Origin of the sequence: Nocardioides coralli (assembly GCF_019880385.1) — a bacterium.
Classification (GTDB): Bacteria; Actinomycetota; Actinomycetes; order Propionibacteriales; family Nocardioidaceae; genus Nocardioides; species Nocardioides coralli.
Genome location: NZ_CP082273.1, coordinates 1531225 through 1555190, shown reverse-complemented (window position 1 = coordinate 1555190; position 23966 = coordinate 1531225). Strand labels below are relative to the sequence as shown.

Here is a 23966-nt window from a genome sequence, read left to right as displayed (position 1 = left end):
GAAGCGGGAGGAGCCCGCAGCCTGGTGGGGTGGTCATGCCGACTCCTGCAGCTCGTCGTCGCTGACGCGGCTCCGCTCCCGGGCCTGCCACTCGCGCCAGGCGAGGCGCTGCTCGAGCCGGCGCTGCTTGCGGGCGCGCCGGACCTCTCGCTTCATCTCGAACCCGATCCGGTTGCGCGACTCGGCCGACAGGGCCCGGCGTACGCCGTGGGCGAGCGAGCCGACCCGGATCACGCTCTCACGCAGGAGCAGGTCGGCGAAGACGGCGCGCTCCAGCTGGGGCGGCGGTGCCTCCTCGGGCTCGGGCTCGCCGACCCGCGTGATGCGGAACTCGTGCCCGGTGACGAGTGTCGGCGCCTCGACGGCGGGCCGCTCGCGCCCCTCGAGCCGTTCGAGCCGCTCCAACCGCTCGCGGAGCTCGGCGGCCTCCGCGCGGGCGGCGGCGACCTCGCGCCGGGTGCGGCCCCGCAGGCGCACCAGCGCGACCGTCAGGCCCAGCGCCACCAGCGCCGTGCCCGCGAGCGCGATCCACTGCCCGATCATGGTGCCCGACCCTATCGGTCCCCCGGTCCCGGTTTTCGGGCGAGGCGGTACGGCGCTTCGCCGGCCGGGGAGGCCGGGATGGTGGGATCCTGCAACCGTGACGCCCGGTCGTGCGTCAACCGGGTAGTCACTTCTTCAGGGGGAACCTCCATGCACGCTCGTCCTCGTCCCGGCGGCCGTCGCCGCTTCCGTCTCCTGCTGACCTGTGTCCTGGTGGGCTCGGTCGGTCTCAGCACCGCTGCGGCCGTCTCCGCGGCTCCACCGGCGCCACCGGCCTCGCCCGAGGGGGACGCAGGCGGCGCCCGGGCGCGGGCTGCCGAGACCGGACCCGGCAGCTGGCAGGTCGTGCGCACCGCGCCCGACACCTACCGCGTCAGCTGGCGGGCGCCCGAGCGGCTGCCGGTCACCTCCGACCGGGCGACGATCGTCGCCGACGGGGTCCCCGTCGGCGTACCCCTGCTGCGGGGGGACGGTCGCACCGTCGAGACCACCGTGGTCGCCGACACGCGGCCCGACCCGGCCGACCTCGACGTGCTGCTGTCCGGTGACCGGCTCGACCACCCGGGCCTCGACCTCGCCGACGTGCAGCCGGCGCGCGGCGCCGCCCCCGACCTCGCACCCCTCCCCGAGGATCCCGCCACGGCCGGACCCCACGCGGTGGTCTCCAGCGACTACGAGCTCGACCCCGTGAAGCTGCGGCGGATGAAGCAGCCGATCGAGATGGTCGGCCACGTGGTGGAGCCCGCGGCCGGGGCCGTGACCGGACCGCGACCGCTCGTGGTCTTCCTCCACGGCCGCCACTCCTACTGCTACTCCCCCACCGACGAGTACGCCGACGGCAACACCTGGCCGTGCCGGGCGCCGCTGCAGGAGATCCCCAGCCACCTCGGCTACGACTACATCCAGCAGGTGCTGGCCTCCCAGGGCTTCGCCACGGTCTCGATCCGCGTCAACGGCATCAACGCCCAGGACTACCGCCTCGACGACGGCGGCGCGGACGCGCGCTCCCAGATCGTGCAGCGTCACCTCGACCACTGGACCTCGATCGCCGCCGGCCGACAGGTCGACCTGACACGCGTGGTGCTCGTCGGCCACAGCCGCGGCGGGGAGGGCGTCAACCGGGCCTCGATCCAGATCCCGTTGAGCGCGCCCTACCGCGTGGTCGGCCAGGTGCTGCTGGCACCGACCGACTTCGGCACCCAGACCGCGCCGTACGTGCCGACGGTGACGGTGCTGCCCTACTGCGACGGCGACGTCAGCGACCTCCAGGGCCAGCGGTTCACCGACAGCGCCCGCGACCTGACCGCCGACGACACCGCGCTGAAGAGCTCGGTGATGGTGATGGGCGCCAACCACAACTACTTCAACACCGAGTGGACACCCGGGATCGCGCAGGCACCGGCCTGGGACGACTGGTACGGCAAGAAGGGGGTGTGCGGCAAGCGGTCTGCGACCCGGCTCAGTGCCGCCGAGCAGCGTGACGTGGGTGTCGCCTACGTCGCCGGCGCCGCCCGGCTCTTCGCGCAGGACGCCCCGCAGCTCCTCCCCCTCTACGACGGCTCGGCCGTGGTGGCGCCCTCGCTCGCGGATGCCGACGTGCGCTCGCACGCGATCGGCGGGGGGCGCGAGCTGCGCCGGCCGGCCATCGACACCGGGCTGTCCCTCCCGTCCGGCGCCACGACCTCCTTCTGCCAGGGAGTGGTCCGGTCCGGGTCCGTCGGCGCGTGCGGTCGCACGCCCGACCTGTGGGGCCAGACTCCCCACTGGTACGACGCCGGCGAGTTCGCGCCGCCGCGGCGGGAGCTCGAGATCGCGTGGGCCGAGGCCGGTCAGTCCGGCGGCCTCGTCCTCGACGAACCGCTCGACCTGACCGACCGGAGGCTGGAGCTGCGCACCATCGTCGACCCGGACCTGGGCGACGTCGCGCTCCGGCTGCGGCTGACCGACACCACCGGCGCCTCCGCCGAGGTGACCCCGGCCAACGGAGGCGTCGTGCCGGCGCTCCCCCGGGACCAGATGGTCGGCAAGCGCTGGGCGCAGGCGGTGGTCGCCGACCCGTCGACCGCCACCGGCATCGACCTCTCCCGGGTGAGCCGGGTCGACGTCGTCGGCGACAGCCCCAACGGGCGGATCTGGGTCCTCGACGTCGCCGCCGCGGCCGACTCGCTGGCCGGTGTCCCCGACAAGCGGATGCCGACGGTCAGCCTGGGTGAGCTGACGCTGCCGGAGGGCGACAGCCGACGTACCTCGACCGCGTGGCTGCCGTTCACCGTCACCGGTGAGCTGACGCGTCGGGCCCAGCTGCTCGTCGGCATCGTCGACCAGGCGACCCGGCGCTCCCCCACCAAGCTCCGGCTCGACCTGTCCCCGGGCCAGACCGAGGGAGCGATCCGTTTCGAGCACCAGGGCAACAAGGTCCACGACTGGCCCCGGCGCATCACCAGCTACGGCGCCTTCGCCGTCGAGGGCGTGATGACCGATGCCTACGCCGGCCGGGTGGTCGTCGTCGACGACGATCCGGCCCCCCGGCTGCGGGTGCGGGCGCCCCGGCGGGTCTCGGAGGGCGACACGATCACGGTGTCGGTGAAGCTGAGCAAGGGCGTCGGCTTCCCGTCGTTCTTCATGATGCACCCCGTCAAGGGCGAGGGTCCCGGACGCCGGCTGGCGGTCGGCGACGTGCCGCGCGACTGGGCCCGGGAGCACTACCTCGACCCTCGTCGGGCGCGGCTGCCGCTCCACCAGTCCCCGCTGGGCTTCTACGACGACCTGCAACCGCGGGAGCGGTCCCTGAGCTTCCGCATACCCGTGCGTGTCGACCGGGTGCGCGAGGGCGAGGAGCGGGTGACGCTGCGGGTCGAGTGGAACCGGACGCGGGTGAAGCGCACCGTGCAGGTGGTCGACTGATCAACCGGCGTGGTCCGGACCGGCGCGCTGCGCGTCGATCCGGATCACCACGCGGCGCTCCTTCTCCATGGCTGCCCGGTAGGCCGGCCAGTCGTCGTGCTCCCCGACCGCGGCGCGGTAGTAGTCCTCCAGCGGCCCCATGGCGTCCGGCAGGGTGACCACGCTCGCCTGCCCCTCGAGGTAGTACCAGCTGCCGAAGAACTTGTCGGTGAAGACGCAGACCTGGGCCCACGGGTCGCGCTGCAGGTTCTTCACCTTGTAGGCCGTCTCGCGGCTGCTGATGACGAACCGGCCCTCGTCGTCGACGACCACGAGCACCGGACTCTGCTGGATGCCGCCGTCCTGGGTCCGGGTGGCCAGCACGGCTCGGTGGTGCTGGGTGACGAACTGACGCACGCGGTCGATGTCCATGCCCGACCGTAACCCGGAAGGGTGGTCGCCGCCGGTGGTTGAGGTGCGAGCGGGACACGGCCGGTGGTTGAGGTGCGAGCGCCAGCGAGCCTCGAAACCCCCGGCGCGTACGACGCCACCTCGACCCCACGCCAGGTCGGTCGAGGTGACTTCCACGCCCTCTCGACGCCACGTTGGTCGAGCCTGTCGAGACCCTGGTCGGGGTGTGGAGAGCCGCTCAACCACGGGGGTTCTTGTCAGTGGTGAGTGCTTGAGTGGGGGTCATGGCGATCACCGCACCCGAGCAGCCCGGCACCCTGCCGGAGGATGCGCGCGGGGTGCTGGCGGCGGCCCGGGCCGAGACCGCCGCCGCGGACCGCGCCGAGGCCCGCAAGCTCCAGCTCGCGGTGCAGTGGGCGGTCATCCACCCCGCCGAGTCGGTCGAGGACGCCGAGACCTACACCTTCCGCTCCGGCCTGGAGGGCGTGATCCCGATCGCCGGGCCCGGTGCGCCGCTGGTGGCGGAGTTCTCGGTGGCCGAGTACGCCGCCGCGCTGGGGCTGTCGACCGAGGCCGGCAAGCACTACCTCGGGCAGGCCGTCGAGCTGCGCTACCGGCTGCCGCGGCTGTGGCGGCGGGTGATGGCCGGGGACCTTGCGGCCTGGAAGGCCCGCCGGGTCGCCGATGCCACCATCGGCGCCGACCTCACCGAAGCCGCGGCGGCGTTCGTCGACACCCATGTGGCGCCGGTGGCGCACCGGATCCGACCCACGGCCCTGGACCGGCTGGTCGAGGAGGCGATCGGCCGGTTCATGCCCGACACCGCCGAACAACGCCGACACGACGGCCTCGACCGGCGGCACTTCACCATCGACCGCGACCACGTCTCCTTCGACGGCACCGCCTACGTCACCGGCGAGCTCGACCTCGCCGACGCGATCGACCTCGACGACGCCGTGCGCCACCTCGCCGGCCAGCTGGCCGACCTCGGCTCCGAGGCGACCCTGGACCAGCGCCGCGCCCTCGCGGTCGGCGAGCTCGCCCGCCGCCAGCTCACCCTCGACCTCACCCCACCGGAGGCTGGGGGCTCGAGGTCGGAGGTTGAGGTGCGAGCGCAGCGAGCCACGAAACCCCCGGCCCACACCCGCACACCGGTCCGCAAGACGGTGCTCTACCTCCACCTCACCGACCACGCCCTCACCAGCACCGGCGACGGGATCGGCCGGTGTGAGACCACCCGCGCCCCGATCACCGCCACCCAGATCCGCGACTGGTGCGGCCACCCCGACACCCACCTGGTGGTCCAGCCCGTCATCGACCTCAACGACCACGTCCACGTCGACCAGTACGAGATCCCCCACCGCATCACCGAACACGTGACCCTGCGCGACCTCACCTGCGTCTTCCCCCACTGCACCCGACCCGCCCGCCGACTCCACCCCGAGACCCACGGCTGCGACCACGACCACATCCGGCCCTACGCCGACCACCCCGAGACCTGCAGCCACGGCATCGCACCCCTGTGCCGACGCCACCACCGCCACAAGACCCACGGCCACTGGCACTACGAAACCCCCGAACCCGGCACCTACCTCTGGACCTCACCCCACCGCTACCACTACCTCCGCGACCACACCGGCACCACCGCGATCGATCCCGCGGACGACAACCCGCCCGAGCCCGACCCACCCACGCGACATTGACCCCGCCCCACACCCCGCCCACCCCCGGGCGGGGCCGTCGGCGTGTCCACGCGCCTGGGCGCACGGTTCCCCGACGGGACGTGCGCTCCCCGTAGGGTCTGCGTCGTGAAGCGCATCTCGGTGGTGGGCAGCTCGGGCTCCGGCAAGACGGCCGTCGCCCGCCGGCTGGCGGAGGCGTTGTCCGCCCCCTACGTCGAGCTGGACGCCCTGCACTGGGGAGCCGACTGGAGCGCCGCGACGAAGGAGGAGCTCTCCGCGCGCGTGGCCGCCGCGACCACCGGCGAGCGGTGGGTGGTGGACGGGAACTACTGGAGCAAGATCGGCCCCCAGGTCTGGGCCCTGGCCGACACCGTGGTGTGGGTCAGCCCGCCGCGTTGGCGCACCATGTGGCAGTCCGTGACCCGCACGGTCCGTCGGGCCGCCACCCGAGAGGAGCTGTGGGCCAGCAATCGGGAGAGCTGGCGAGGTCTCATGTTCTGGCGCGGGGAGGATTCCATCCTCTGGTGGGCCTGGACGACGTACTCACGGACCCAGGAGCGCTACGCGCGAGCGATGCACGACCCCCAGTGGCAGCACCTGCGGTTCCACCGGCTGCGGACCCGGCGCGAGACCGACCGCTTCATCGCCCGGGTGAGAGCAGGCCACGAGAGCCACGCGTGACCCACGGCCCGCAGGCGACGCCCTACTCGCCGCGGACGAGCTTCCGGATCTTGGCCCAGCGCTCCGCGACGGCCGCCTCCGCCCCCAACGAGGTCGGGCGGTAGTAGGCGGCGTCGGCGACGGTGTCGGGCGCGTACTGCTGCTCGGCGACGCCGTACGGCTCGTCGTGGGGGTAGACGTAGCCCTTGCCGTGCCCCAGGTCGCCGGCGCCGCGGTAGTGGGCGTCACGCAGGTGGGGCGGCACCTGCCCGATCTTGCCCGCCCGTACGTCGGCGACCGCTGCGTCGATCGCGGTGATCACCGCGTTGGACTTGGGTGCCACCGTGAGCGCGATGGTGGCCTGCGCCAGGTTGATGCGGGCCTCGGGCATGCCGATCAGCTGCACCGCCTGCGCGGCCGCGACGCAGGTCGGCAGGACGGTGGGGTCGGCCAGTCCGACGTCCTCGCTCGCGTGGACGACCAGGCGTCGGGCGATGAACCGCGGGTCCTCCCCCGCCTCGATCATCCGGGCGAGGTAGTGGAGCGCCGCGTCGACGTCGGAGCCGCGCATCGACTTGATCCACGCCGAGACGACGTCGTAGTGCTGGTCGCCCTGCCGGTCGTAGCGGACGGCCGCCTGGTCCACGGCTGCCTCGGCCGACTCGAGGTCGATCCGGTCGGCCCCCCGCGCGCCGGCCGCTCTCGCCGCCGCCTCGAGGTAGGTCAGCGACCGGCGGGCGTCACCGCCGGCCAGTCGCACCAGGTGCTCACGGGCGTCGTCGTCGAGCTCGAGCCGACCCGCCAGTCCGCGCTCGTCGGCCAGGGCGCTCTCGATCACCGCGCGGACGTCGTCGTCGGTCAGCGGTTGCAGCCGCAGCAGCAGGCTGCGGGAGAGCAGCGGCGAGATCACGGAGAAGAAGGGGTTCTCCGTCGTGGCGGCCACGAGCGTGACCCAGCGGTTCTCGACGCCGGGCAGCAGCGCGTCCTGCTGCGCCTTGCTGAAGCGGTGCACCTCGTCGACGAACAGCACGGTCTCGCGGCCGCCGCGGCTCAGCTCGGCACGGGCCGCGTCGATCGCCGCCCGTACCTCCTTGACGCCGGCCGAGACGGCAGAGACCTCGACGAACCGTCGGTCGGTCTGCTGGCTGACGATGGCGGCGATCGTGGTCTTGCCGGTGCCCGGTGGTCCCCACAGGAGCAGCGACGTCGCCTGGTCGCCCTCGATCAGCTGACGCAGCGGCGACCCGGGGGCCCGCAGCTGCTCTTGGCCGACCAGCTCGTCGAGCGTGCGTGGCCGCATCCGCACCGGCAGCGGCGCCGACGCGTGCGTGTTGACCCCCAGCGACCCGGCACCGGGGGTACTGCCCCCGGGAGCGTCCGGGACCTCGAACAGACCGTCCACGACGGGTCAGCCTACGAGTCGTCGCCGCCCTCGTCGGCGTCCGGCACGGCGTCGACGCCGGCCTCCTTGCGCTGCTCGGGCGTGATCGGCGCCGGGGCCGCGGTCAGCGGGTCGAAGCCGCCGCCGGACTTGGGGAACGCGATCACGTCGCGGATCGAGTCGCTGCCGGCCAGCAGCGCGACGATCCGGTCCCACCCGAACGCGATGCCGCCGTGCGGCGGCGCGCCGTACTTGAAGGCGTCGAGGAGGAAGCCGAACTTCTCCTGCGACTCCTCGTGGGAGAGACCCATCACCTCGAAGACGCGCTGCTGGATGTCACCGCGGTGGATACGGATCGAGCCACCGCCGATCTCGTTGCCGTTGCAGACGATGTCGTAGGCCCACGCCAGCGCCTCGCCCGGCTCCTTGTCGAAGGCCTCGAGGTCCTGCGGGGAGGTGAAGGCGTGGTGGACGGCCGTCCAGGCCCCGGAGCCGACGGCCACGTCGCCGGCGGCCGTCGCCTCGTCGGCGGGCTCGAACAGCGGGGCGTCGACCACCCACACGAAGCTCCACGCGTCCTCGTCGATCAGACCGCAGCGGCGGCCGATCTCGAGGCGGGCGGCTCCGAGCAGGGCGCGGCTGGACCGCACGGGCCCGGCAGCGAAGAAGATGCAGTCGCCCGGCTGGGCTCCGACGAAGCTGGCGATCCCGTCACGCTCGGAGTCCGACAGGTTCTTGGCCACCGGGCCACCGAGCTCGCCGTCGTCCTGGACGAGCACGTAGGCCAGGCCCTTGGCGCCGCGCTGGCGCGCCCACTCCTGCCAGGCGTCGAGCTGCTTGCGCGGCTGCGAGGCCCCGCCCGGCATGACCACGGCGCCGACGTACGCCGAGGTGGCCGGCGAGAACACCCGGAAGGGGGTGTCACGGAAGTAGTCGGTGCAGTCGACCAGCTCCTGCTCCATGCGCAGGTCGGGCTTGTCGGTGCCGAACCGGGCCATCGCGTCGGCGTAGGTCATCCGCGGGATCGGCGTCCTGATCTCGTGCCCGACCAGGGACCAGAGGGCGGCCAGGACCTCCTCGGAGAGCGCAATCACGTCGTCCTGCTCGACGAAGCTCATCTCGATGTCGAGCTGGGTGAACTCCGGCTGCCGGTCGGCCCGGAAGTCCTCGTCGCGGTAGCAGCGCGCGATCTGGTAGTAGCGCTCCATACCCGCGACCATCAGCAGCTGCTTGAACAGCTGCGGGCTCTGCGGCAGGGCGTACCAGCTGCCCGGCTGGAGGCGGGCCGGGACCAGGAAGTCACGGGCCCCCTCGGGCGTCGACCGGGTCAGCGTCGGGGTCTCGATCTCGACGAAGTCGTGGCGGTCGAGCACCTCACGGGCGGCCTTGTTGACCCGGCTGCGGAGACGCAGTGCGGCAGCCGGCGCGGCCCGCCGGAGGTCGAGGTAGCGGTGCTTGAGCCGTGCCTCCTCGCCCACCTCGAGGTGCTCGTCGATGGGGAACGGCAGGGCCGCGGCGGGGCTGAGCACCTCGACGTCGGTGGCGACGACCTCGATGTCACCGGTGGGGATGTTGGGGTTGGCGTTGCCCTCCGGGCGCTTGCCGACCTCGCCGGTGACCTTGAGGCAGAACTCGCTGCGCAGGCTGTGGGCCACCTCCTCGTCGCGGACCACCACCTGCACGACGCCGCTGGCCTCGCGCAGGTCGAGGAAGGCCACCCCGCCGTGGTCGCGCCGTCGGGCGACCCACCCGGCCAGGGTGACGGTCTCTCCGACGTTGGCGGCGGTCAGGGTGCCGGCGTCGTGGGTGCGGATCACGGGTGCTGCTCCTTGCTCGTGGTCTGGAGGATCTGGGGGTGGAGGTCCTCGGCGGGCGGGACCCAGGTGTCCGGGTCTGCCGCGGCCTGGTCGCCGCTGCGGATGTCCTTCACCTCGTGGCCGTCGGGCCCGGGGAACCAGACATACGGGATGCCGCGCCGCTCCGCAAAGCGGATCTGCTTCCCGAAGCGCTGCGGGCTCGGCGCGACCTCGCACGGGATGTCGCGGGACCGCAGTGCCGTGGCGACCGCCTCGCTGGCTGCTCGCGACTCCTCGTCGGCGAGCGCGACGAGCACGGCGCTGGGGACGGGGCGGCTGCCGGCGAGGACGCCGTCGGCGATCAGCGGCAGCAGCGTGCGGGAGACACCGAAGGAGACACCCACGCCGGGGTACGTCGTCCGGCCGTCGCTCGCCAGGGCGTCGTACCGCCCGCCGCCGCCGACCGACTTGAGCCGCTCGTAGCCGCTCATGAAGATCTCGACGACGGTGCCGGTGTAGTAGTCCAGCCCGCGCGCGATCCGCAGGTTGGCCTCGACCGTGACACCGGCGCCCGCGCCGGCGGCGCAGCCCTCCACGACCGCGGCCAGCTCCGTCAGGCCGGTCTCGAGCAGCTCGTCGCTGACGCCGAGCGCGCGCACCCGGTCGACGAACGAGGTGTCCGGGACGCGGATGGTGGCCAGCTCGAGGCACCGCTCGGCCTGCTCGGGCGTGGCGCCGACGCGGTCCACCAGCAGGCGCGCGACCTCCTCGGCCGGCTGCTTGTCGAGCTTGTCGATGACGCGGATCGCCTCCGGCACGTCCTCGATGCCCAGGCCGCGGTAGAAGCCCTGGATCAGCTTGCGGTTGTTGAACTGGAACGAGAGCGGTGGCAGCGGCAGCGCGTCGAGCGCCTGCACCATCACCCGCATCACCTCGACGTCGTGGTGGAACGGCAGCTCGTCGCGCCCGACGATGTCGACGTCGGCCTGGGTGAACTGCCGATAGCGACCCTCCTGGGGACGCTCGCCGCGCCAGGCGGGCTGGATCTGGAACCGACGGAACGGGAACTCGAGGTGACCGGCGTTCTCGAGGACGTAGCGGGCGAACGGCACCGTGAGGTCGAAGTGCATGCCGAGACCGGTGTCGTCGGCGTCGGCGTCGGCCTGGAGCCGGCGCAGCACGTAGATCTCCTTGTCGATCTCGCCGCCCTTGGCCAGCCGGTCGAGGGGCTCGACCACCCGGGTCTCGATGTTGGCGAAGCCGTGCAGCTCGAAGCTGTGGGCGAGGGAGTCGACCACCTGCCGCTCGACGGCGCGGGCGGCGGGCAGCAGCTCGGGGAACCCGCTGAGCGGGCTGATCTTCGCGGCCATGCGCGTCAGAGCCCCCGGATGACGCGGCCCGCGGCCCCCGAGCCGGCGAGCTCGAGGAGGTAGGGGTTGGTCGCCCGCTCGCGGCCGATCGAGGTCTGCTCGCCGTGGCCGGGCAGCACGACGATGTCGTCGGCCAGCGGCAGCACCTTGTCCCGCAGGCTGCGGAGCATCGTCGGGTGGTCGCCCCCGGGGAGGTCGGTGCGGCCGATGGAGCCGGCGAAGAGCAGGTCCCCGGAGAAGAGCACCTCCGACACCTCGTCCTGGTCGGGGTACGGCGTGCGGAAGGTGACCGACCCCTCGGTGTGACCCGGGGTGTGGTCGACCGTGAAGGTGACGCCGGCCAGCTCGAGCGTCGTCGTGTCGTCCAGCGGGCGGACGTCGTCGGGCTCGACCCACTGGTGCTCCCGGCCGCCGAGGAGCTGGGGCAGCATCAACCGGGTGTCCTCGCTCATGCCGGCCAAGGGGTCGGTGAGCAGGTGGCGGTCGGCCGAGTGGATCCAGGCGGTGGCGTCGTAGGTGCCCGCGACGGGGGTCACGCACCAGATGTGGTCGAGGTGCCCGTGGGTCGCCATCACCGCGACCGGCTTGAGCCGGTGCTCGCGGATCACCTCGGCGACCCCGTCGGCGGCATCCTTGCCGGGGTCGACGACGACGCACTCCTGACCGGCTCCGGTCGCCACCACGTAGCAGTTGGTGCCCCAGGGACCAGCGGGGAATCCGGCGATGAACACCCCCGCACACTACCGAGCAGGAGGGAGCGCACCCGCATCGGCGTCGGGCCCCTGACTAGCATGGGGCTCGCGCCGGAAAGACGAGCGAAGAGGAACACACGTGACGAGCAGTGAGTGGGGTCGAGTCGCCGACGACGGCACGGTCTTCGTGAAGACCGCCGACGGCGAGCGCTCCGTGGGCCAGTACCCGGAGGGGACCCCCGAGGACGCCCTGGCCTTCTACACCCGACGTTTCGACGCGCTGGCACTGGAGGTGCAGCTCCTCGAGCAGCGCGTCAACTCCGGCGTGCTGTCGCCCGACGAGGCGGCCGAGGCCGTCAAGACCGTCCGTGGTCAGGTGGTCGACGCCAACGCGGTGGGTGACCTCGCCTCCCTCGCGGGCCGGCTCGACGCGCTCTCCCCCGTCATCGCCACCCAGCGCAAGGCGCGCAAGGAGCAGCGCGCCCAGAAGGCGGCCGAGGCACGCACCGCCAAGGAGGCGATCGTCGCCGAGGCCGAGAAGCTCTCGGAGGGCGACGACTGGCGAGGCGGTGCCAACCGGCTGCGCGAGCTGCTCGACCAGTGGAAGGCGCTGCCGAGGATCGACCGCTCCTCCGACGACGCGCTGTGGCGGCGCTTCTCCTCCGCCCGCACCACCTACACCCGGCGCCGCAAGGCCCACTTCGCCGAGCAGAACGAGCGGCGCGAGGGTGCCCGCGTCGTCAAGGAGCGGCTGGTCAAGGAGGCCGAGGCGATCGCCGGGTCGACCGACTGGGGCCCGACCTCGGGTGCCTACCGCGACCTCATGAAGCAGTGGAAGGCCGCCGGCCCTGCGCCCCGCGAGGTCGACGAGCAGCTGTGGCAGCGGTTCCGCGCCGCCCAGGACACCTTCTTCGGCAACCGCGACGCGGCGCAGGCCGAGCAGGACAAGGAGTTCTCCGCCAACGCCGAGGTCAAGGAGGCGCTGCTCGTCGAGGCCGAGGCGCTGCTGCCCGTCTCCGACCTCGACGCCGCCAAGAAGGCGGTCCGCGACATCGCCGAACGCTGGGAGGCCGCAGGCAAGGTGCCGCGCGACCGGATCAAGGAGCTCGAGGGGCGCATGCGCCGGGTCGAGCAGGAGATCCGTGACGCCGAGCAGGAGCAGTGGCGCCGGACCGACCCGGAGAAGTCCGCCCGCGCCGACGACATGGTCAGCAAGCTCGAGGCCGCCATCGCCGACATCGAACGCGACCTGGCAGCGGCACGCGCCGCAGGTGAGGACAAGCGGGTCAAGGACCTGGAGGAGAACCTGGCCTCGCGCCAGTCGTTCCTCGACATGGCCAAGCGGGCCTCGGCCGACTACTCGGGCTGACCCGCCTCACCCCACGTCGGTCGAGACCTCACGTCGGTCGAGCCTGTCGAGACCACCACGGCAAAGCAGAACGGGCGGTGCCATCCCCGCTGGATGGCACCGCCCGTTGGCCGGGTTCAGCGCTTCAGCAGGTCCTGCATCGCACGCTTCTGCTTCGGGGGCATCGGCTCCTCCGGGTGCTGGGGCAGCGAGCCACTCAGCTCGATCACCGACACCTCGGCGTACGCGGACCCGTACCCGGGCTGGGTGCCTCCGTACCACGGGACGAAGGTGACAGGGAGCGTGGTGGGCTCGTCCACCTCGAGGACGTAGGTCGAGTCACAGCCCGCGACGTGGTCATTCACGTCGGACGGCGCCGAGAAGCAGCCGTGGAAGAGGGCGCTCTCGTCGTAGATGTGCTCCTCGCCGGCCAGGATCCACGACTGGAGGTCCGTGATGCCGTGGACCGAGACCTGGTAGATGCCGGGCTCGAGCTCGATCTCCGGGTACACCGGCGTCATCGCCACCGACTCCATGCTCTCGGGCTGGGTGGTGTCGTGGTGGACGTAGTAGCGGTTGAAGCCGACGACCTTGCCGCCATCGGTGGCCATGGCGGCGACCTTCTGCTTGGCGCCCTTGCTGAGCACCTTCTTCCAGGTGACGGAGTTCGGCGCCATCAGGCCGCGCTTGATGCCGTCCTTGGCGATGTCGCGGTGGACGATCGTGCGGTCCTGGATGTCGTCGGAGGTGACCAGCTGCCCCGCGACGGCACCGGCGGTGCCGGCCCCGATCAGGCAGGTGGAGGCGATCGCCACGGTGGCGATCATGGAGAGGCGGGACTTCGACATGCGGGTGTGCTCCCAAGGTCGTGGTTCGTGGACGAGGAGAACCTAGGGAGCCTCGGGGGGTCCGAGCCGCCAAACCACGCCGGTGTAGTCCTCATGCGCCTCAGGTCTGGACGATCGGACTAGTGCTCAGCGCTGGTGCGGCTCCAGCACGAGCTTGCCGACGTGGCGCCGCTCGGCCAGCTCGACCTGCGCCCGGGCCGCCTCCGCCAGGGCGTACGTCGCGGCCACGACCGGCCGGACGGCTCCCGCCCGGGCGATCTCCACGAGCTGCTCGAACAGGGCCGGGGTGTGCATCGTGGACCCCACGAGGACGAGGTTGCGCAGGTAGAGGCTGCGGACGTCGAGCGGCACCGTGTGCCCGTCGAGGGCACCGGCCACCACCCAGCGGCCACCGTCCCGCAGCAGGTCCAGCCCGGCGACGAGCGTGGGACCCGCGACCACGTCGATCACCGCGTCCACCCCGTGCGGTGCCACCGCGCGGACCGCCTCGACGACGTCGCCGGCCCGGCGGTCGACGACGTGGTCGGCGCCCGCCGATCGCACGGCGTCGATCTTCCCGGTGCTGCTGACGGCGACCACACTGGCGCCGCGGTACGTCGCCAGCTGGACGGCCGCGAGCCCCACCCCGCCCGAGGCGCCGGTCACCACCACGGTGTGCCCGGCCGCGACCCCTCCCCGCTCGACCATGCCGAGGGCCGTGCCGTAGGCGATCGGCAGGGAGGCGAGCTCGGCGTCGGTGAGCGGGGAGTCGCCGACCGCGTGGGCACGAACGGCCGGCACCACGACGTACTCGGCGTAGCCGCCGTCGCGCTCGCTCCCGAGGATGTCGACCGGCAGGGCGTCAGGACGCTCGGAGTCGTAGACGGCCGGGTCGAGCAGCACCCGTGACCCGACCAGCTCCGGCCCGACACCCTCCCCGTGAGCGACGACCGTGCCGGCGACGTCGCCACCCTGGATCCGCGGGAACGCGATCGGACCCCGCCACCCCGCCGGAGGGCCCGGCCGCCCGTAGTCACCCTCGCGGGTCCACACGTCGGTGTTGTTGAGCGCCGCCGCCCCGACCCTGACGAGGACCTCGCCCGGACCCGGTACCGGCCGCGGGACGTCGCGCACCTCGAGCACCTCCGGTCCGCCGTGGGCCGTGAGCACGACCGCGCGCATCGTGTCGGGGAGCGGCCCGGAAAGCGGATCGTCGGGGGTCGCCACGGCGACTAGGAGGTGACCCGGTAGGCGTCGAAGACCCCCGGGACCGCACGCACGGCCCGCAGCACGCTGTCGAGGTGCTTCGACTCCGCCATCTCGAAGCTGAACCGGCTCTTGGCGACCCGGTCGCGGGAGGTCGTCAGCTGGGCGCTGAGGATGTTCACGTGGGCGTCGGAGAGCGCCATCGTGATGTCGGACAGCAGCCGGGCCCGGTCGAGTGCCTCGACCTGGATGTTGACGAGGAACATCGACTGGCCGGTCGGGGCCCACTCGACGTCCTGCAGCCGCTCGGGCTGCCCGAGCAGGCTGGAGGCGTTGGTGCAGTCCTTGCGGTGGACCGACACGCCGCCGCCCTTGGTGACGAAGCCCAGGATGTCGTCGGGCGGAACCGGGGTGCAGCAGCGGGCGAGCTTGACCCACACGTCGGGTGCGCCCTTGACGATGACGCCGGTGTCGCCGGCGGCCGTCGAGGAGCGCGAGCGCGCGCGGCTGGTGATGCGCACGGCCTCCGACAGGTCTTCCTCGGCCCCTGCGTCGCCGCCGTGGAGGTCGATCACCCGGCGGACGACGGCCTGCGCACTCAGGTTGTTCTCCCCGACCGCGGCGTAGAGGGCCGTGACGTCGGCGAGCTTGAAGTGCTGGGCCACCAACGTCAGCGCCTCGTGGGAGAGCAGCCGCTGGAGCGGCAGCCCCTCCTTGCGCATCAGGCGGGCGATCTGGTCCTTGCCCTCCTCGATGGCGGTGTCGCGCCGCTCCTTGGTGAACCACTGCCGGATCTTGGAACGGGCTCGCGGCGACTTCACGAACGCCAGCCAGTCGCGGGAGGGTCCTGCGGTGGGCGACTTGGAGGTGAAGATCTCCACCACGTCGCTGTTGTCGAGCGTCGACTCCAGCGGCACGAGACGACCGTTGACGCGGGCGCCGATGGTGCGGTGACCGACCTCGGTGTGGACGGCGTAGGCGAAGTCGACGGGTGTCGCACCGGCCGGCAGGGCGATCACGTCCCCGCGCGGGGTGAAGACGTAGACCTCGGCGCGGTTGATCTCGAAGCGCAGCGACTCCAGGAACTCGCCGGGGTCCTCGACGTCGCTCTGCCAGTCGAGCAGCTGGCGCATCCACGTCATGTCGTCGAGGTCGCCCGGACGCTCGGTGTCGACCCCGCTGCGCGAGTCCTCCTTGTACTTCCAGTGCGCCGCGACGCCGTACTCCGCCCGGCGGTGCATCGCGAAGGTGCGGATCTGCAGCTCCACCGGCTTGCCCTGCGGGCCGATCACGGTCGTGTGCAGCGACTGGTACATGTTGAACTTCGGCATCGCCACGTAGTCCTTGAACCGGCCGAGCACCGGGTTCCAGCGGGAGTGCAGGATGCCGAGGGCGGAGTAGCAGTCGCGGTCGTTCTCGACGAGGATCCGGACGCCCACGAGGTCGTAGATGTCGGAGAACTCGCGGCCCCCGACGATCATCTTCTGGTAGATCGAGTAGTAGTGCTTGGGCCGCCCGCTGACCTTGGCGGTGATCTTGGCGTCTTTGAGGTCCTTCTCGACCTGGGCGATCACCTGACCGAGGAAGTGGCCGCGCGAGGGCGCGCGCTCGGCGACCAGCCGCACGATCTCGTCGTAGATCTTGGGGTGGAGCGTCGCGAAGGCGAGGTCCTCCAGCTCCCACTTGATGGTGTTCATGCCCAGCCGGTGTGCGAGCGGGGCGTAGATGTCGAGGGTCTCGCGCGCGGTGCGCTCCTGCGACTCGCGCTTGACGTAGCGCAGGGTGCGCATGTTGTGGAGCCGGTCGGCGAGCTTGATCACCAGCACCCGGATGTCGCGCGACATCGCGACGATCATCTTGCGGATCGTCTCAGCCTGCGCCGAGTCGCCGTACTTGACCTTGTCGAGCTTGGTGACGCCGTCGACGAGCAGCGCCACCTCCTCGCCGAACTCGCGGGTGACGTCGTCGAGGGTGTAGGGCGTGTCCTCGACCGTGTCGTGGAGGAGGGCGGCGACCAGCGTCGGCTCGGTCATGCCCATGTCGGCGAGGATCGTCGTCACCGCGAGCGGATGGGTGATGTAGGGGTCCCCGCTCTTGCGGGTCTGGGTGGCGTGGAGGCGCTCGGCCGTGGTGTAGGCCCGCTCCAGCAGGGCGAGGTCCGCCTTGGGGTGGTTGGCGCGCACCGCCCGGAAGAGCGGCTCCAGCACCGGGTTGCCGGGCTGGCTGCGGGTGCCCATCCGGGCCAGTCGCGCGCGCATGCTGCGGGCAGACGCAGCCGGCTCGGTGGCCGCCGTTGACTGCTCCTCCGCCATGTCGCCAGTCTACGGGCGGGGTCGCCCGCTCAGACCGTCATCAGGCTGTGGACGGGTACGTCGCCGGCGGCGGCGCGGCCGTCGAGGAAGCCGATCTCGATGAGGACCGCCACGGCGTGGTTGGTACCGCCGCACAGCCCGACCAGCTCGGTGGTGGCCCCGACGGTGCCGCCCGTGGCCAGCACGTCGTCGACCAGCAGCACCCGCTCCCCCGGCGCGATGGCGTCGGTGTGGAGCTCGAGCGTGGCCTCGCCGTACTCGAGGGAGTAGGACACGGCGTGGGTCTCGCGGGGCAGCTTGCCGGCCTTGCGCACCGGCACGAAGCCGCACCCCAGCGCGAGGGCGACTGGTGCGGCGAGGATGAAGCCGCGGGCCTCCATGCCCACGACCTTGTCGACCACGACGGCGCCGGCCTCGTCGCGACCGGCCGCGGCGAGGGCCTCGATGACCGCGGTGAAGGCGTCGTGGTCGGCCAGCATCCTGCTGATGTCCTTGAAGACCACCCCGGCCTCGGGGAAGTCGGGGACGTCGACCACGAGCCGCTGGAGCGCCTCGCTCGCCGCGGTCACCGCATCGCTCACTGCGGGTCGACCGTCCCGGTCGAGTCGGCGGGCACGACGGTGTTGATCGCGCCGCGCGCCACTTGCAGCGTCACGCCGTCGGCGACCCGCAGGTGCACCCGGTCGTCGTCGATCTGCTCGACGGTGCCGTAGATGCCGGAGCTCATCATGACCCGGTTGCCGGGCTCGAGGCTGGCTTGGAGCCGGGAGAGCGCCTTCTGGCGGCGGGAGGCGGGGCGGATGATCAGCAGCCAGAACAGCAGGGCGATACCGATCAGGGGCAACAGGGAGACGAACTGCTCCACGACACGACCTTCTTCGACAGTGGTGAACTTCGGGGGTGGTCGGGACTCGCCGACCGATGGGCGAGTCTAACGACCGGCCCTCAGTCCTCGAACAGGGTCGGTTCGGAGGGCGGCGGCGCGTCCATCCCGAGGTGCTGCCAGGCCGCAGCCGTGGCGACCCGGCCCCGCGGCGTCCGGGCCAGCAGGCCGTTGCGGACCAGGAAGGGCTCGGCGACCTCCTCCACCGTCTCGCGCTCCTCGCCGACGGCGACGGCGAGCGTGGAGATGCCGACAGGTCCCCCGCCGAACCGTCGGCACAGCGCGTCGAGGACGGAACGGTCGAGCCGGTCCAGGCCCGAGGCGTCCACCTCGTAGAGGTCGAGGGCCTTGCCGGCCACGTCGAGGGTGACCACGCCGTCGGCGCGCACCTGGGCGTAGTCACGGACGCGGCGCAGCAGCCGGTTGGCGATGCGGGGCGTGCCGCGGGAGCGGGAGGCGATCTCGGCGGCGCCCTCGTCGGTGAAGTGGACGTCGAGCAGCCCGGCGGACCGCCGCACGATGAGCTCCAGCTCCTCGGCGTCGTAGAACTCCAGGTGGCCGGTGAAGCCGAACCGGTCACGCAGGGGCCCCGGCAGCAGCCCGGCACGAGTCGTCGCCCCGACGAGGGTGAAGGGCGGGATCTCCAGCGGGATCGCGGTGGCCCCGGGGCCCTTGCCGATCACCACGTCGACCCGGAAGTCCTCCATGGCGAGGTAGAGCATCTCCTCGGCCGGACGGGACATGCGGTGGATCTCGTCGACGAAGAGCACGTCGCCCTCGTTCATGCCCGAGAGGATGGCTGCGAGGTCGCCGGCATGGGTGATGGCAGGGCCGCTGGTGAGCCGCAGCGGCGCTGACATCTCCGCGGCGATGATCATCGCGAGGGTGGTCTTGCCGAGTCCGGGAGGGCCGGAGAGCAGGACGTGGTCGGGCGCGCGGCCACGCTGCCGTGCGGCCTCGAGGACGAGACCCAGCTGGGCCCGCACCCGCCCCTGGCCGATCACCTCGTCGAGCGTGCGGGGCCGCAGCGCGGCCTCGACGGCGCGCTCGTCGCCGTCGGCCTCCGCCGCGGTGAGCGAGCGGAGGTGGGCCTCCTCGGCGGCGTCCAGGTGATCCACGGGCTGCTCCGTCACGCCTTGCTCAGGGTCCGCAGGGCGGCCCGGAGGAGGCCGCCCACGTCGGGTGCGTCACCTGCCTGGTCGGCCACGGACTCGATCGCCTTGTCGGCCTCCTTCGCCGACCAGCCGAGACCGACGAGTCCCTGCTGGACCTGGCCGCGCCAGTCCGGACCCGAGGCCGTCGGCGCGGGTCCGTGACCCGACCCGACGGGGGCGCCGATGCGGTCCTTGAGCTCGAGGATGATCCGCTGCGCCCCCTTCTGACCGATACCCGGGACCCGGGTGAGCGTCTTCACGTCCTCGCCCGCCACGGCGCGACGCAGGTCGTCGGGGCTGAGGACCGCCAGCATGGCCTGCGCCAGCTTGGGCCCCACCCCGGAGGCAGTCTGCACGAGCTCGAAGGTCGTGCGCTCGTCGTCGTCGAGGAAGCCGAACAGCGTCAGGGAGTCCTCGCGGACGACCATGCTGGTCGGCAGCGTGGTCGACTGCCCCGGTCGCAGCGTGGCGAGCGTGCCGGGTGTGCACACGAGCTCGAGCCCGACGCCCCCGACCTCGACGACCGCGGACGTGAGGCCCACGGCAGCCACCTGGCCCCGTACGAACGCGATCATGCGACTCCCTTCGGTGGTCGTGCCTGGCCGGAGCGTGCCACGAGGGCAGCCTCGATCCGGGCCTGGGCGCCACCTCGCCACACGTGGGTGACGGCGAGCGCGAGCGCGTCGGCCGCGTCGGCCGGCTTCGGCGGGGCGTCGAGCCGCAGGATGCGGGTCACCATGGCACCCACCTGCGCCTTCCCGGCCCGACCGCTGCCCGAGACCGCGGCCTTCACCTCGCTGGGGGTGTAGGTCGCCACGGGAAGGCCGCGCCGAGCGGCCGCGACCAGGGCGATCCCACTGGCCTGTGCGGTGCCCATGATCGTGCTGGAGTCGGACCGGGCGAAGACCCGCTCCACCGCCACCGCGTCGGGGGCGTGGTCGTCGAGCCAGGCGTCGATGCCGCGCTCGATGGTCACCAGCCGCTCGGCGACGGGCAGCCCGGCGCTGGTGCGCAGCACGTTGACGTCGACCAGCCGCAACGGCCGGCCCACCGAGCCCTCGACCACGCCCATGCCACAGCGGGTGAGACCGGGGTCGATCCCGAGCACGCGCACGCGTCACTCCCGTCGTCGTCCGAACACCTGTTCGCAACCACGCTAGACGTCCTCGCCGCCGCGCCCGGGCACGACACGCGGACGACGAGCGCCCGGGCGTCCTTCACCTCCCGTTCACCCACGGGACGCCGGGAACGCCCCCGAGCAGGCTTCGATGCCCCTACGTAGCACTGCTCACTCGGAGGTCCGATGACCGTCACCCCCCCTCGTCCGCTCCTGCCGCTGATCACGGAGAACCGGCACGGGTCGCGCAGCCACCTCACCTGCCTGTACCGCTGCGGCAACGCCTGCGACCAGCCGGTGCCCAACACCAGCGACAACCCCGAGTTCCGCACCATCGCCGAGCAGGCGCTGGCCCGGCGCTCGTTCCTCAAGGTGGGCGCCGGCGCGGGAGCCCTCACCGTCGCCGGCGTGGCCACGGGCACTCCCCTGGCGGCGGCCGCCGTGGCCGGCAGCACCGCCGGCACCTGGCGCTTCCGCCCGGTGGAGCCCAACGACTTCGACGACGTCACGGTGCCGCGCGGCTTCGAGGCCGACGTCGTCATCCGGTGGGGCGACAAGGTGCTCCGGGGCGCCCCGGCTTTCGACGTCCGGAACCAGACGCCGGAGGCGGCGACCCAGCAGTTCGGCTACAACAACGACTACGTCGGCGTGCTGCCGCACCCCACCAGGAAGAACGGCGCCGTCCTCGTGGCCAACCACGAGTACACCGACGAGAACCTCATGTTCCCCACCGGGACCGATTCCGAGCTCGTGAAGCGGGTCGCGATGGCCTCGCACGGCATGTCGGTCGTCGAGCTGCGCCGCGGCAGGAAGCGTGGCTCGTGGGTACGCCGGGTCCCGGGCCGGTCCCCCCTCAACCGGCGCCTGCACACCCAGTCCGACTTCCGGCTGGTCGGCCCCGCCGCGGGCCACGAGCGGCTCCAGACCTCGGCCGACCCCACCGGCCGGATGGTGAAGGGGACGCTCAACAACTGTGCCGGTGGGCTCACCCCGTGGGGCACGGTGCTCTCCGGTGAGGAGAACTTCAACCAGTACTTCCACGCCTCGGGCGCCCGCGACCCGCGCTACACCGCCTCCTACGACCGGTACGGCGTCAGCGGCGTCTCCGCGCGGCGCTGGGACACCGTCGACGACCGCTTCGACCTGAGCCGGGAGCCGCACGAGCCGTTCCGCTTCGGCTGGATCGTGGAGGTCGACCCGTTCGACCCCGACTCGACACCGCGCAAGCACACGATGCTCGGGCGCTTCAAGCACGAGGGTGCCAACGTGACGGTCGCCGACAACGGCCAGGTCGTGGCCTACATGGGCGACGACGAGCGGTTCGACTACATCTACAAGTTCGTCTCCGCCGGGACCATCGACCGTGGCCGGGACGCGCGGGCACGGCGGCGCAACATGCGGCTGCTCACCACCGGGACGCTGTACGTGGCGCGGTTCCGCGGCGACGGTCGCGAGGACGAGCAGTTCGACGGCTCGGGCACGTGGATCCCGCTCACGAGCGACACCGAGTCCTTCGTCGAGGGCATGTCCGTCGCGGAGGTGCTGCTTGACACCCGTCTGGCGGCCGACACGGTGTCGCCGACCAAGATGGACCGGCCCGAGGACATCGAGGTCAACCCCGTCAACGGCAACGTCTACTGCGCGCTCACCAACAACTCCCAGCGCGACACCGAGGCCGAGACCGACGAGGCGAACCCGCTGTGGCAGTCGCGCACCCGAGCCTCGCTGGGCGCACCGCTGGTCGTGCAGAACGGCAACCGCAACGGCTACGTCCTCGAGATGGAGCCCGCCAACGGGAACCACGCCAGCCGGAACTTCTTCTGGCGGCTGATGCTCGTGTGCGGTGACCCCCGGGCCCCGGAGACCTACTTCGCCGGCTTCCCGAAGGATCGCGTCAGCCCGATCAGCTGCCCCGACAACGTCGCCTTCGACGCGGCGGGCAACCTGTGGATCTCCACGGACGGCAACGCCCTGGGCTCCAACGACGGACTGTTCCGGGTGCCGACGGAGGGACCCCACCGTGGCCACGTGCAGCAGTTCCTCACCGTGCCGTACGGCGCGGAGGCGTGCGGCCCGTTCATCACCGACGACCAGCGCTCGGTGTTCATCGCTCCGCAGCACCCCGGGGAGACCAACGGCGCCACCTTCGAGAACCAGTCGAGCACGTGGCCCGACCGCAACGGCTACCCGCGACCGTCGGTCGTGGTGGTCTACGAGCAGTAGCGGCTGATCCCGCTGGCCGGGCTCGGCGCCTCAGGCGTCGAGCTCGGCCATCACCTCGTCGGAGACGTCGAAGTTGGCGAAGATGTTCTGCACGTCGTCGAGGTCGTCGAGCACGTCGATGAGGCGGAACACCTTCGCCGCGGCCTCCTTGTCGAGCTGCACCTTGAGGTCGGGCACGAACTCCGCCTCCGCCGAGTCGTAGTCGAGGCCGGCCGCCTGCAGGGCGGTGCGGACGCCGACCAGGTCGCCGGCCTCGGAGGTGACGACGTACTGCTCCCCCTCGACCTCGACCTCCTCGGCACCGGCGTCGAGCGCGGCCTCGAGGACGTCGTCCTCGGTGACGGTGCGGCCTTCCTGGTCGCGCGGCACCACGACGACGCCCTTGCGGTTGAAGAGGAACGACACCGAGCCCGGGTCGGCCAGCGACCCCCCGTTGCGGGTCATGGCGGTGCGGACCTCCATGGCTGCCCGGTTGCGGTTGTCGGTGAGGCACTCGATGAGCATCGCGACGCCCGAGGGCCCGTAGCCCTCGTACATGATCGTCTGGTAGTCGGCGCCCCCCGCCTCGGCACCTGAGCCACGCTTGACGGCGCGGTCGATGTTGTCGTTGGGGACCGAGGACTTCTTGGCCTTCTGGATGGCGTCGTAGAGGGTCGGGTTGCCGGCCGGGTCGCCGCCGCCCATCCGCGCCGCGACCTCGACGTTCTTGATCAGCTTGGCGAAGAGCTTGCCGCGCTTGGCGTCGATGGCGGCCTTCTTGTGCTTGGTGGTCGCCCATTTGGAGTGGCCGGACATGCGCTTCCCATCTACTCCTGCGTCGAGTCTCGGATCTGGTCCACGAGCAGCCGGTGCACCCGGTCGTCCCCGCCCCACTCGGGGTGGAAGGACGTCGCCAGAACGCTGCCCTGCCGGACCGCGACGATCCTACCCGCGGCGGGTCCCTCGGCCACGCGCGCCAGTACCTCGACCGACGGTCCCGGATCCTCCACCCAGGGGGCGCGGATGAAGACGGCGTGGACCGGGTCGGCCATCCCGGCGAACCGCAGGTCGCCCTCGAAGGAGTCGACCTGGCGCCCGAAGGCGTTGCGCCGGACGGTCGCGTCGAGGCCACCGAAGGTCTCCTGCCCCGGGGCGCCGTCCGCGATCCGGTCGCCCAGCAGGATCATGCCGGCGCACGTCCCGAGCACCGGCATCCCCGTGGCGATCCGGCGGCGGATCGGTTCGAAGAGGTCGAAGGTGCGCGCCAGCTTGGCCATCGTGGTCGACTCACCGCCGGGCAGCACCAGGGCGTCGCACGCGTCGAGCTCGCTGCTCCGGCGTACGCCGACGGCGTGCACGCCCAGCGACTCGAGCACCCGGAGGTGCTCGCGGACGTCGCCCTGGAGGGCGAAGACGCCGACGGTCGGGGTGGTCACCGCGTGATCGTAGTGCCGCCTGCTGCGCCGGATCCGCGTTGGGTGCCGCGCCTATCGTCGACC

General features: G+C 72.1%; 21 protein-coding genes. 5 read left to right on the top strand and 16 right to left on the bottom strand.

The window, feature by feature from the left end:
- Window positions 1–33: 33 nt before the first annotated feature.
- Window positions 34–543: a hypothetical protein gene (locus K6T13_RS07570; RefSeq protein ID WP_222897879.1), complete on the bottom strand. Its 510-nt coding sequence runs from the start codon at window positions 541–543 to the stop codon at window positions 34–36.
- Window positions 544–693: 150 nt separating this feature from the next.
- Between K6T13_RS07570 and K6T13_RS07565 the strand changes: the two genes are divergently transcribed.
- A complete protein-coding gene (locus tag K6T13_RS07565; protein WP_222897878.1) occupies window positions 694–3447 on the top strand; it encodes an alpha/beta hydrolase in 2754 nt (917 codons plus the stop codon).
- Here the strand turns inward: K6T13_RS07565 and K6T13_RS07560 are convergent, their stop codons facing one another.
- A complete protein-coding gene (locus K6T13_RS07560) occupies window positions 3448–3858 on the bottom strand; it encodes a PPOX class F420-dependent oxidoreductase (RefSeq protein ID WP_222897877.1) in 411 nt (136 codons plus the stop codon).
- Window positions 3859–4121: 263 nt separating this feature from the next.
- On the opposite strand from K6T13_RS07560, the gene K6T13_RS07555 reads away from it, so the two are divergent.
- Window positions 4122–5540: an HNH endonuclease signature motif containing protein gene (locus tag K6T13_RS07555; RefSeq protein WP_222897876.1), complete on the top strand. Its 1419-nt coding sequence runs from the start codon at window positions 4122–4124 to the stop codon at window positions 5538–5540.
- A 105-nt stretch (window positions 5541–5645) separates the two neighbouring features.
- Window positions 5646–6200, top strand: a complete 555-nt coding sequence (locus K6T13_RS07550) for an AAA family ATPase (RefSeq protein WP_222897875.1) — start codon at window positions 5646–5648, stop codon at window positions 6198–6200.
- Between the two features lie 22 nt (window positions 6201–6222).
- On the opposite strand, the gene K6T13_RS07545 is transcribed toward K6T13_RS07550, so the two are convergent.
- The 4 genes from K6T13_RS07545 to K6T13_RS07530 are packed head-to-tail and all read right to left on the bottom strand — an operon-like array spanning window position 6223 to window position 11457.
- The gene (locus K6T13_RS07545; protein ID WP_249423991.1) at window positions 6223–7581 is read right to left on the bottom strand and encodes a replication-associated recombination protein A; all 1359 of its coding nucleotides are present in this window, start codon (window positions 7579–7581) and stop codon (window positions 6223–6225) included.
- Between the two features lie 11 nt (window positions 7582–7592).
- Window positions 7593–9377, bottom strand: a complete 1785-nt coding sequence (gene aspS, locus K6T13_RS07540; protein WP_222897874.1) for an aspartate--tRNA ligase — start codon at window positions 9375–9377, stop codon at window positions 7593–7595.
- Window positions 9374–10726, bottom strand: a complete 1353-nt coding sequence (gene hisS, locus K6T13_RS07535; RefSeq protein WP_222897873.1) for a histidine--tRNA ligase — start codon at window positions 10724–10726, stop codon at window positions 9374–9376. Before hisS ends, aspS begins: the two co-directional genes overlap by 4 nt.
- Before the next feature lie 5 nt (window positions 10727–10731).
- On the bottom strand, window positions 10732–11457 hold the full coding sequence (locus K6T13_RS07530; RefSeq protein WP_222897872.1) for an MBL fold metallo-hydrolase: 726 nt from the start codon (window positions 11455–11457) through the stop codon (window positions 10732–10734).
- A gap of 100 nt (window positions 11458–11557) precedes the next feature.
- On the opposite strand from K6T13_RS07530, the gene K6T13_RS07525 reads away from it, so the two are divergent.
- The gene (locus K6T13_RS07525; protein WP_222897871.1) at window positions 11558–12787 is read left to right on the top strand and encodes a DUF349 domain-containing protein; all 1230 of its coding nucleotides are present in this window, start codon (window positions 11558–11560) and stop codon (window positions 12785–12787) included.
- A 116-nt stretch (window positions 12788–12903) separates the two neighbouring features.
- On the opposite strand, the gene K6T13_RS07520 is transcribed toward K6T13_RS07525, so the two are convergent.
- The 8 genes from K6T13_RS07520 to ruvC all read right to left on the bottom strand — a co-directional run bounded on the left by K6T13_RS07520 (window position 12904) and on the right by ruvC (window position 20262).
- On the bottom strand, window positions 12904–13614 hold the full coding sequence (locus K6T13_RS07520) for a hypothetical protein (protein WP_222897870.1): 711 nt from the start codon (window positions 13612–13614) through the stop codon (window positions 12904–12906).
- Window positions 13615–13740: 126 nt separating this feature from the next.
- On the bottom strand, window positions 13741–14820 hold the full coding sequence (locus K6T13_RS07515; RefSeq protein WP_222897869.1) for a zinc-binding dehydrogenase: 1080 nt from the start codon (window positions 14818–14820) through the stop codon (window positions 13741–13743).
- A 5-nt stretch (window positions 14821–14825) separates the two neighbouring features.
- Window positions 14826–17111 (bottom strand): RelA/SpoT family protein, encoded by a 2286-nt coding sequence (locus tag K6T13_RS07510; protein ID WP_249423990.1) that lies wholly within the window; start codon window positions 17109–17111, stop codon window positions 14826–14828.
- Between the two features lie 29 nt (window positions 17112–17140).
- The gene (locus tag K6T13_RS07505; RefSeq protein ID WP_222898195.1) at window positions 17141–17680 is read right to left on the bottom strand and encodes an adenine phosphoribosyltransferase; all 540 of its coding nucleotides are present in this window, start codon (window positions 17678–17680) and stop codon (window positions 17141–17143) included.
- An 8-nt stretch (window positions 17681–17688) separates the two neighbouring features.
- Window positions 17689–17976, bottom strand: coding sequence for a preprotein translocase subunit YajC (gene yajC / locus K6T13_RS07500; RefSeq protein WP_222897868.1), 288 nt, complete (start codon window positions 17974–17976; stop codon window positions 17689–17691).
- A gap of 80 nt (window positions 17977–18056) precedes the next feature.
- Entirely contained in the window at window positions 18057–19127 is a 1071-nt protein-coding gene (gene ruvB / locus K6T13_RS07495) for a Holliday junction branch migration DNA helicase RuvB (protein WP_430228147.1), read from the bottom strand.
- Window positions 19124–19723: a Holliday junction branch migration protein RuvA gene (gene ruvA, locus K6T13_RS07490; RefSeq protein ID WP_222897867.1), complete on the bottom strand. Its 600-nt coding sequence runs from the start codon at window positions 19721–19723 to the stop codon at window positions 19124–19126. Before ruvA ends, ruvB begins: the two co-directional genes overlap by 4 nt.
- Window positions 19720–20262: a crossover junction endodeoxyribonuclease RuvC gene (ruvC, locus tag K6T13_RS07485; RefSeq protein WP_222897866.1), complete on the bottom strand. Its 543-nt coding sequence runs from the start codon at window positions 20260–20262 to the stop codon at window positions 19720–19722. Before ruvC ends, ruvA begins: the two co-directional genes overlap by 4 nt.
- Window positions 20263–20451: 189 nt before the next feature.
- Between ruvC and K6T13_RS07480 the strand changes: the two genes are divergently transcribed.
- Complete coding sequence (locus tag K6T13_RS07480; RefSeq protein ID WP_222897865.1) at window positions 20452–22488, top strand: PhoX family protein; 2037 nt, start codon at window positions 20452–20454, stop codon at window positions 22486–22488.
- A gap of 30 nt (window positions 22489–22518) precedes the next feature.
- On the opposite strand, the gene K6T13_RS07475 is transcribed toward K6T13_RS07480, so the two are convergent.
- Window positions 22519–23283 carry a YebC/PmpR family DNA-binding transcriptional regulator gene (locus tag K6T13_RS07475; protein ID WP_222897864.1) on the bottom strand — a complete coding sequence of 255 codons (765 nt, stop codon included), beginning with the start codon at window positions 23281–23283 and terminating at the stop codon, window positions 22519–22521.
- Window positions 23284–23294: 11 nt separating this feature from the next.
- Window positions 23295–23903, bottom strand: a complete 609-nt coding sequence (gene pdxT / locus K6T13_RS07470; RefSeq protein WP_222897863.1) for a pyridoxal 5'-phosphate synthase glutaminase subunit PdxT — start codon at window positions 23901–23903, stop codon at window positions 23295–23297.
- Window positions 23904–23966: the final 63 nt, after the last annotated feature.

Coding starts and splice junctions, on each gene's coding strand:
- K6T13_RS07570 (WP_222897879.1), bottom strand. CDS start 543: ATGATCGGGCAGTGGATCGCGCTCGCGGGCACGGCGCTGGTGGCGCTG.
- K6T13_RS07565 (WP_222897878.1), top strand. CDS start 694: ATGCACGCTCGTCCTCGTCCCGGCGGCCGTCGCCGCTTCCGTCTCCTG.
- K6T13_RS07560 (WP_222897877.1), bottom strand. CDS start 3,858: ATGGACATCGACCGCGTGCGTCAGTTCGTCACCCAGCACCACCGAGCC.
- K6T13_RS07555 (WP_222897876.1), top strand. CDS start 4,122: ATGGCGATCACCGCACCCGAGCAGCCCGGCACCCTGCCGGAGGATGCG.
- hisS (WP_222897873.1), bottom strand. CDS start 10,726: ATGGCCGCGAAGATCAGCCCGCTCAGCGGGTTCCCCGAGCTGCTGCCC.
- K6T13_RS07520 (WP_222897870.1), bottom strand. CDS start 13,614: ATGTCGAAGTCCCGCCTCTCCATGATCGCCACCGTGGCGATCGCCTCC.
- K6T13_RS07510 (WP_249423990.1), bottom strand. CDS start 17,111: ATGGCGGAGGAGCAGTCAACGGCGGCCACCGAGCCGGCTGCGTCTGCC.
- ruvA (WP_222897867.1), bottom strand. CDS start 19,723: ATGATCGCGTTCGTACGGGGCCAGGTGGCTGCCGTGGGCCTCACGTCC.
- K6T13_RS07480 (WP_222897865.1), top strand. CDS start 20,452: ATGACCGTCACCCCCCCTCGTCCGCTCCTGCCGCTGATCACGGAGAAC.
- K6T13_RS07475 (WP_222897864.1), bottom strand. CDS start 23,283: ATGTCCGGCCACTCCAAATGGGCGACCACCAAGCACAAGAAGGCCGCC.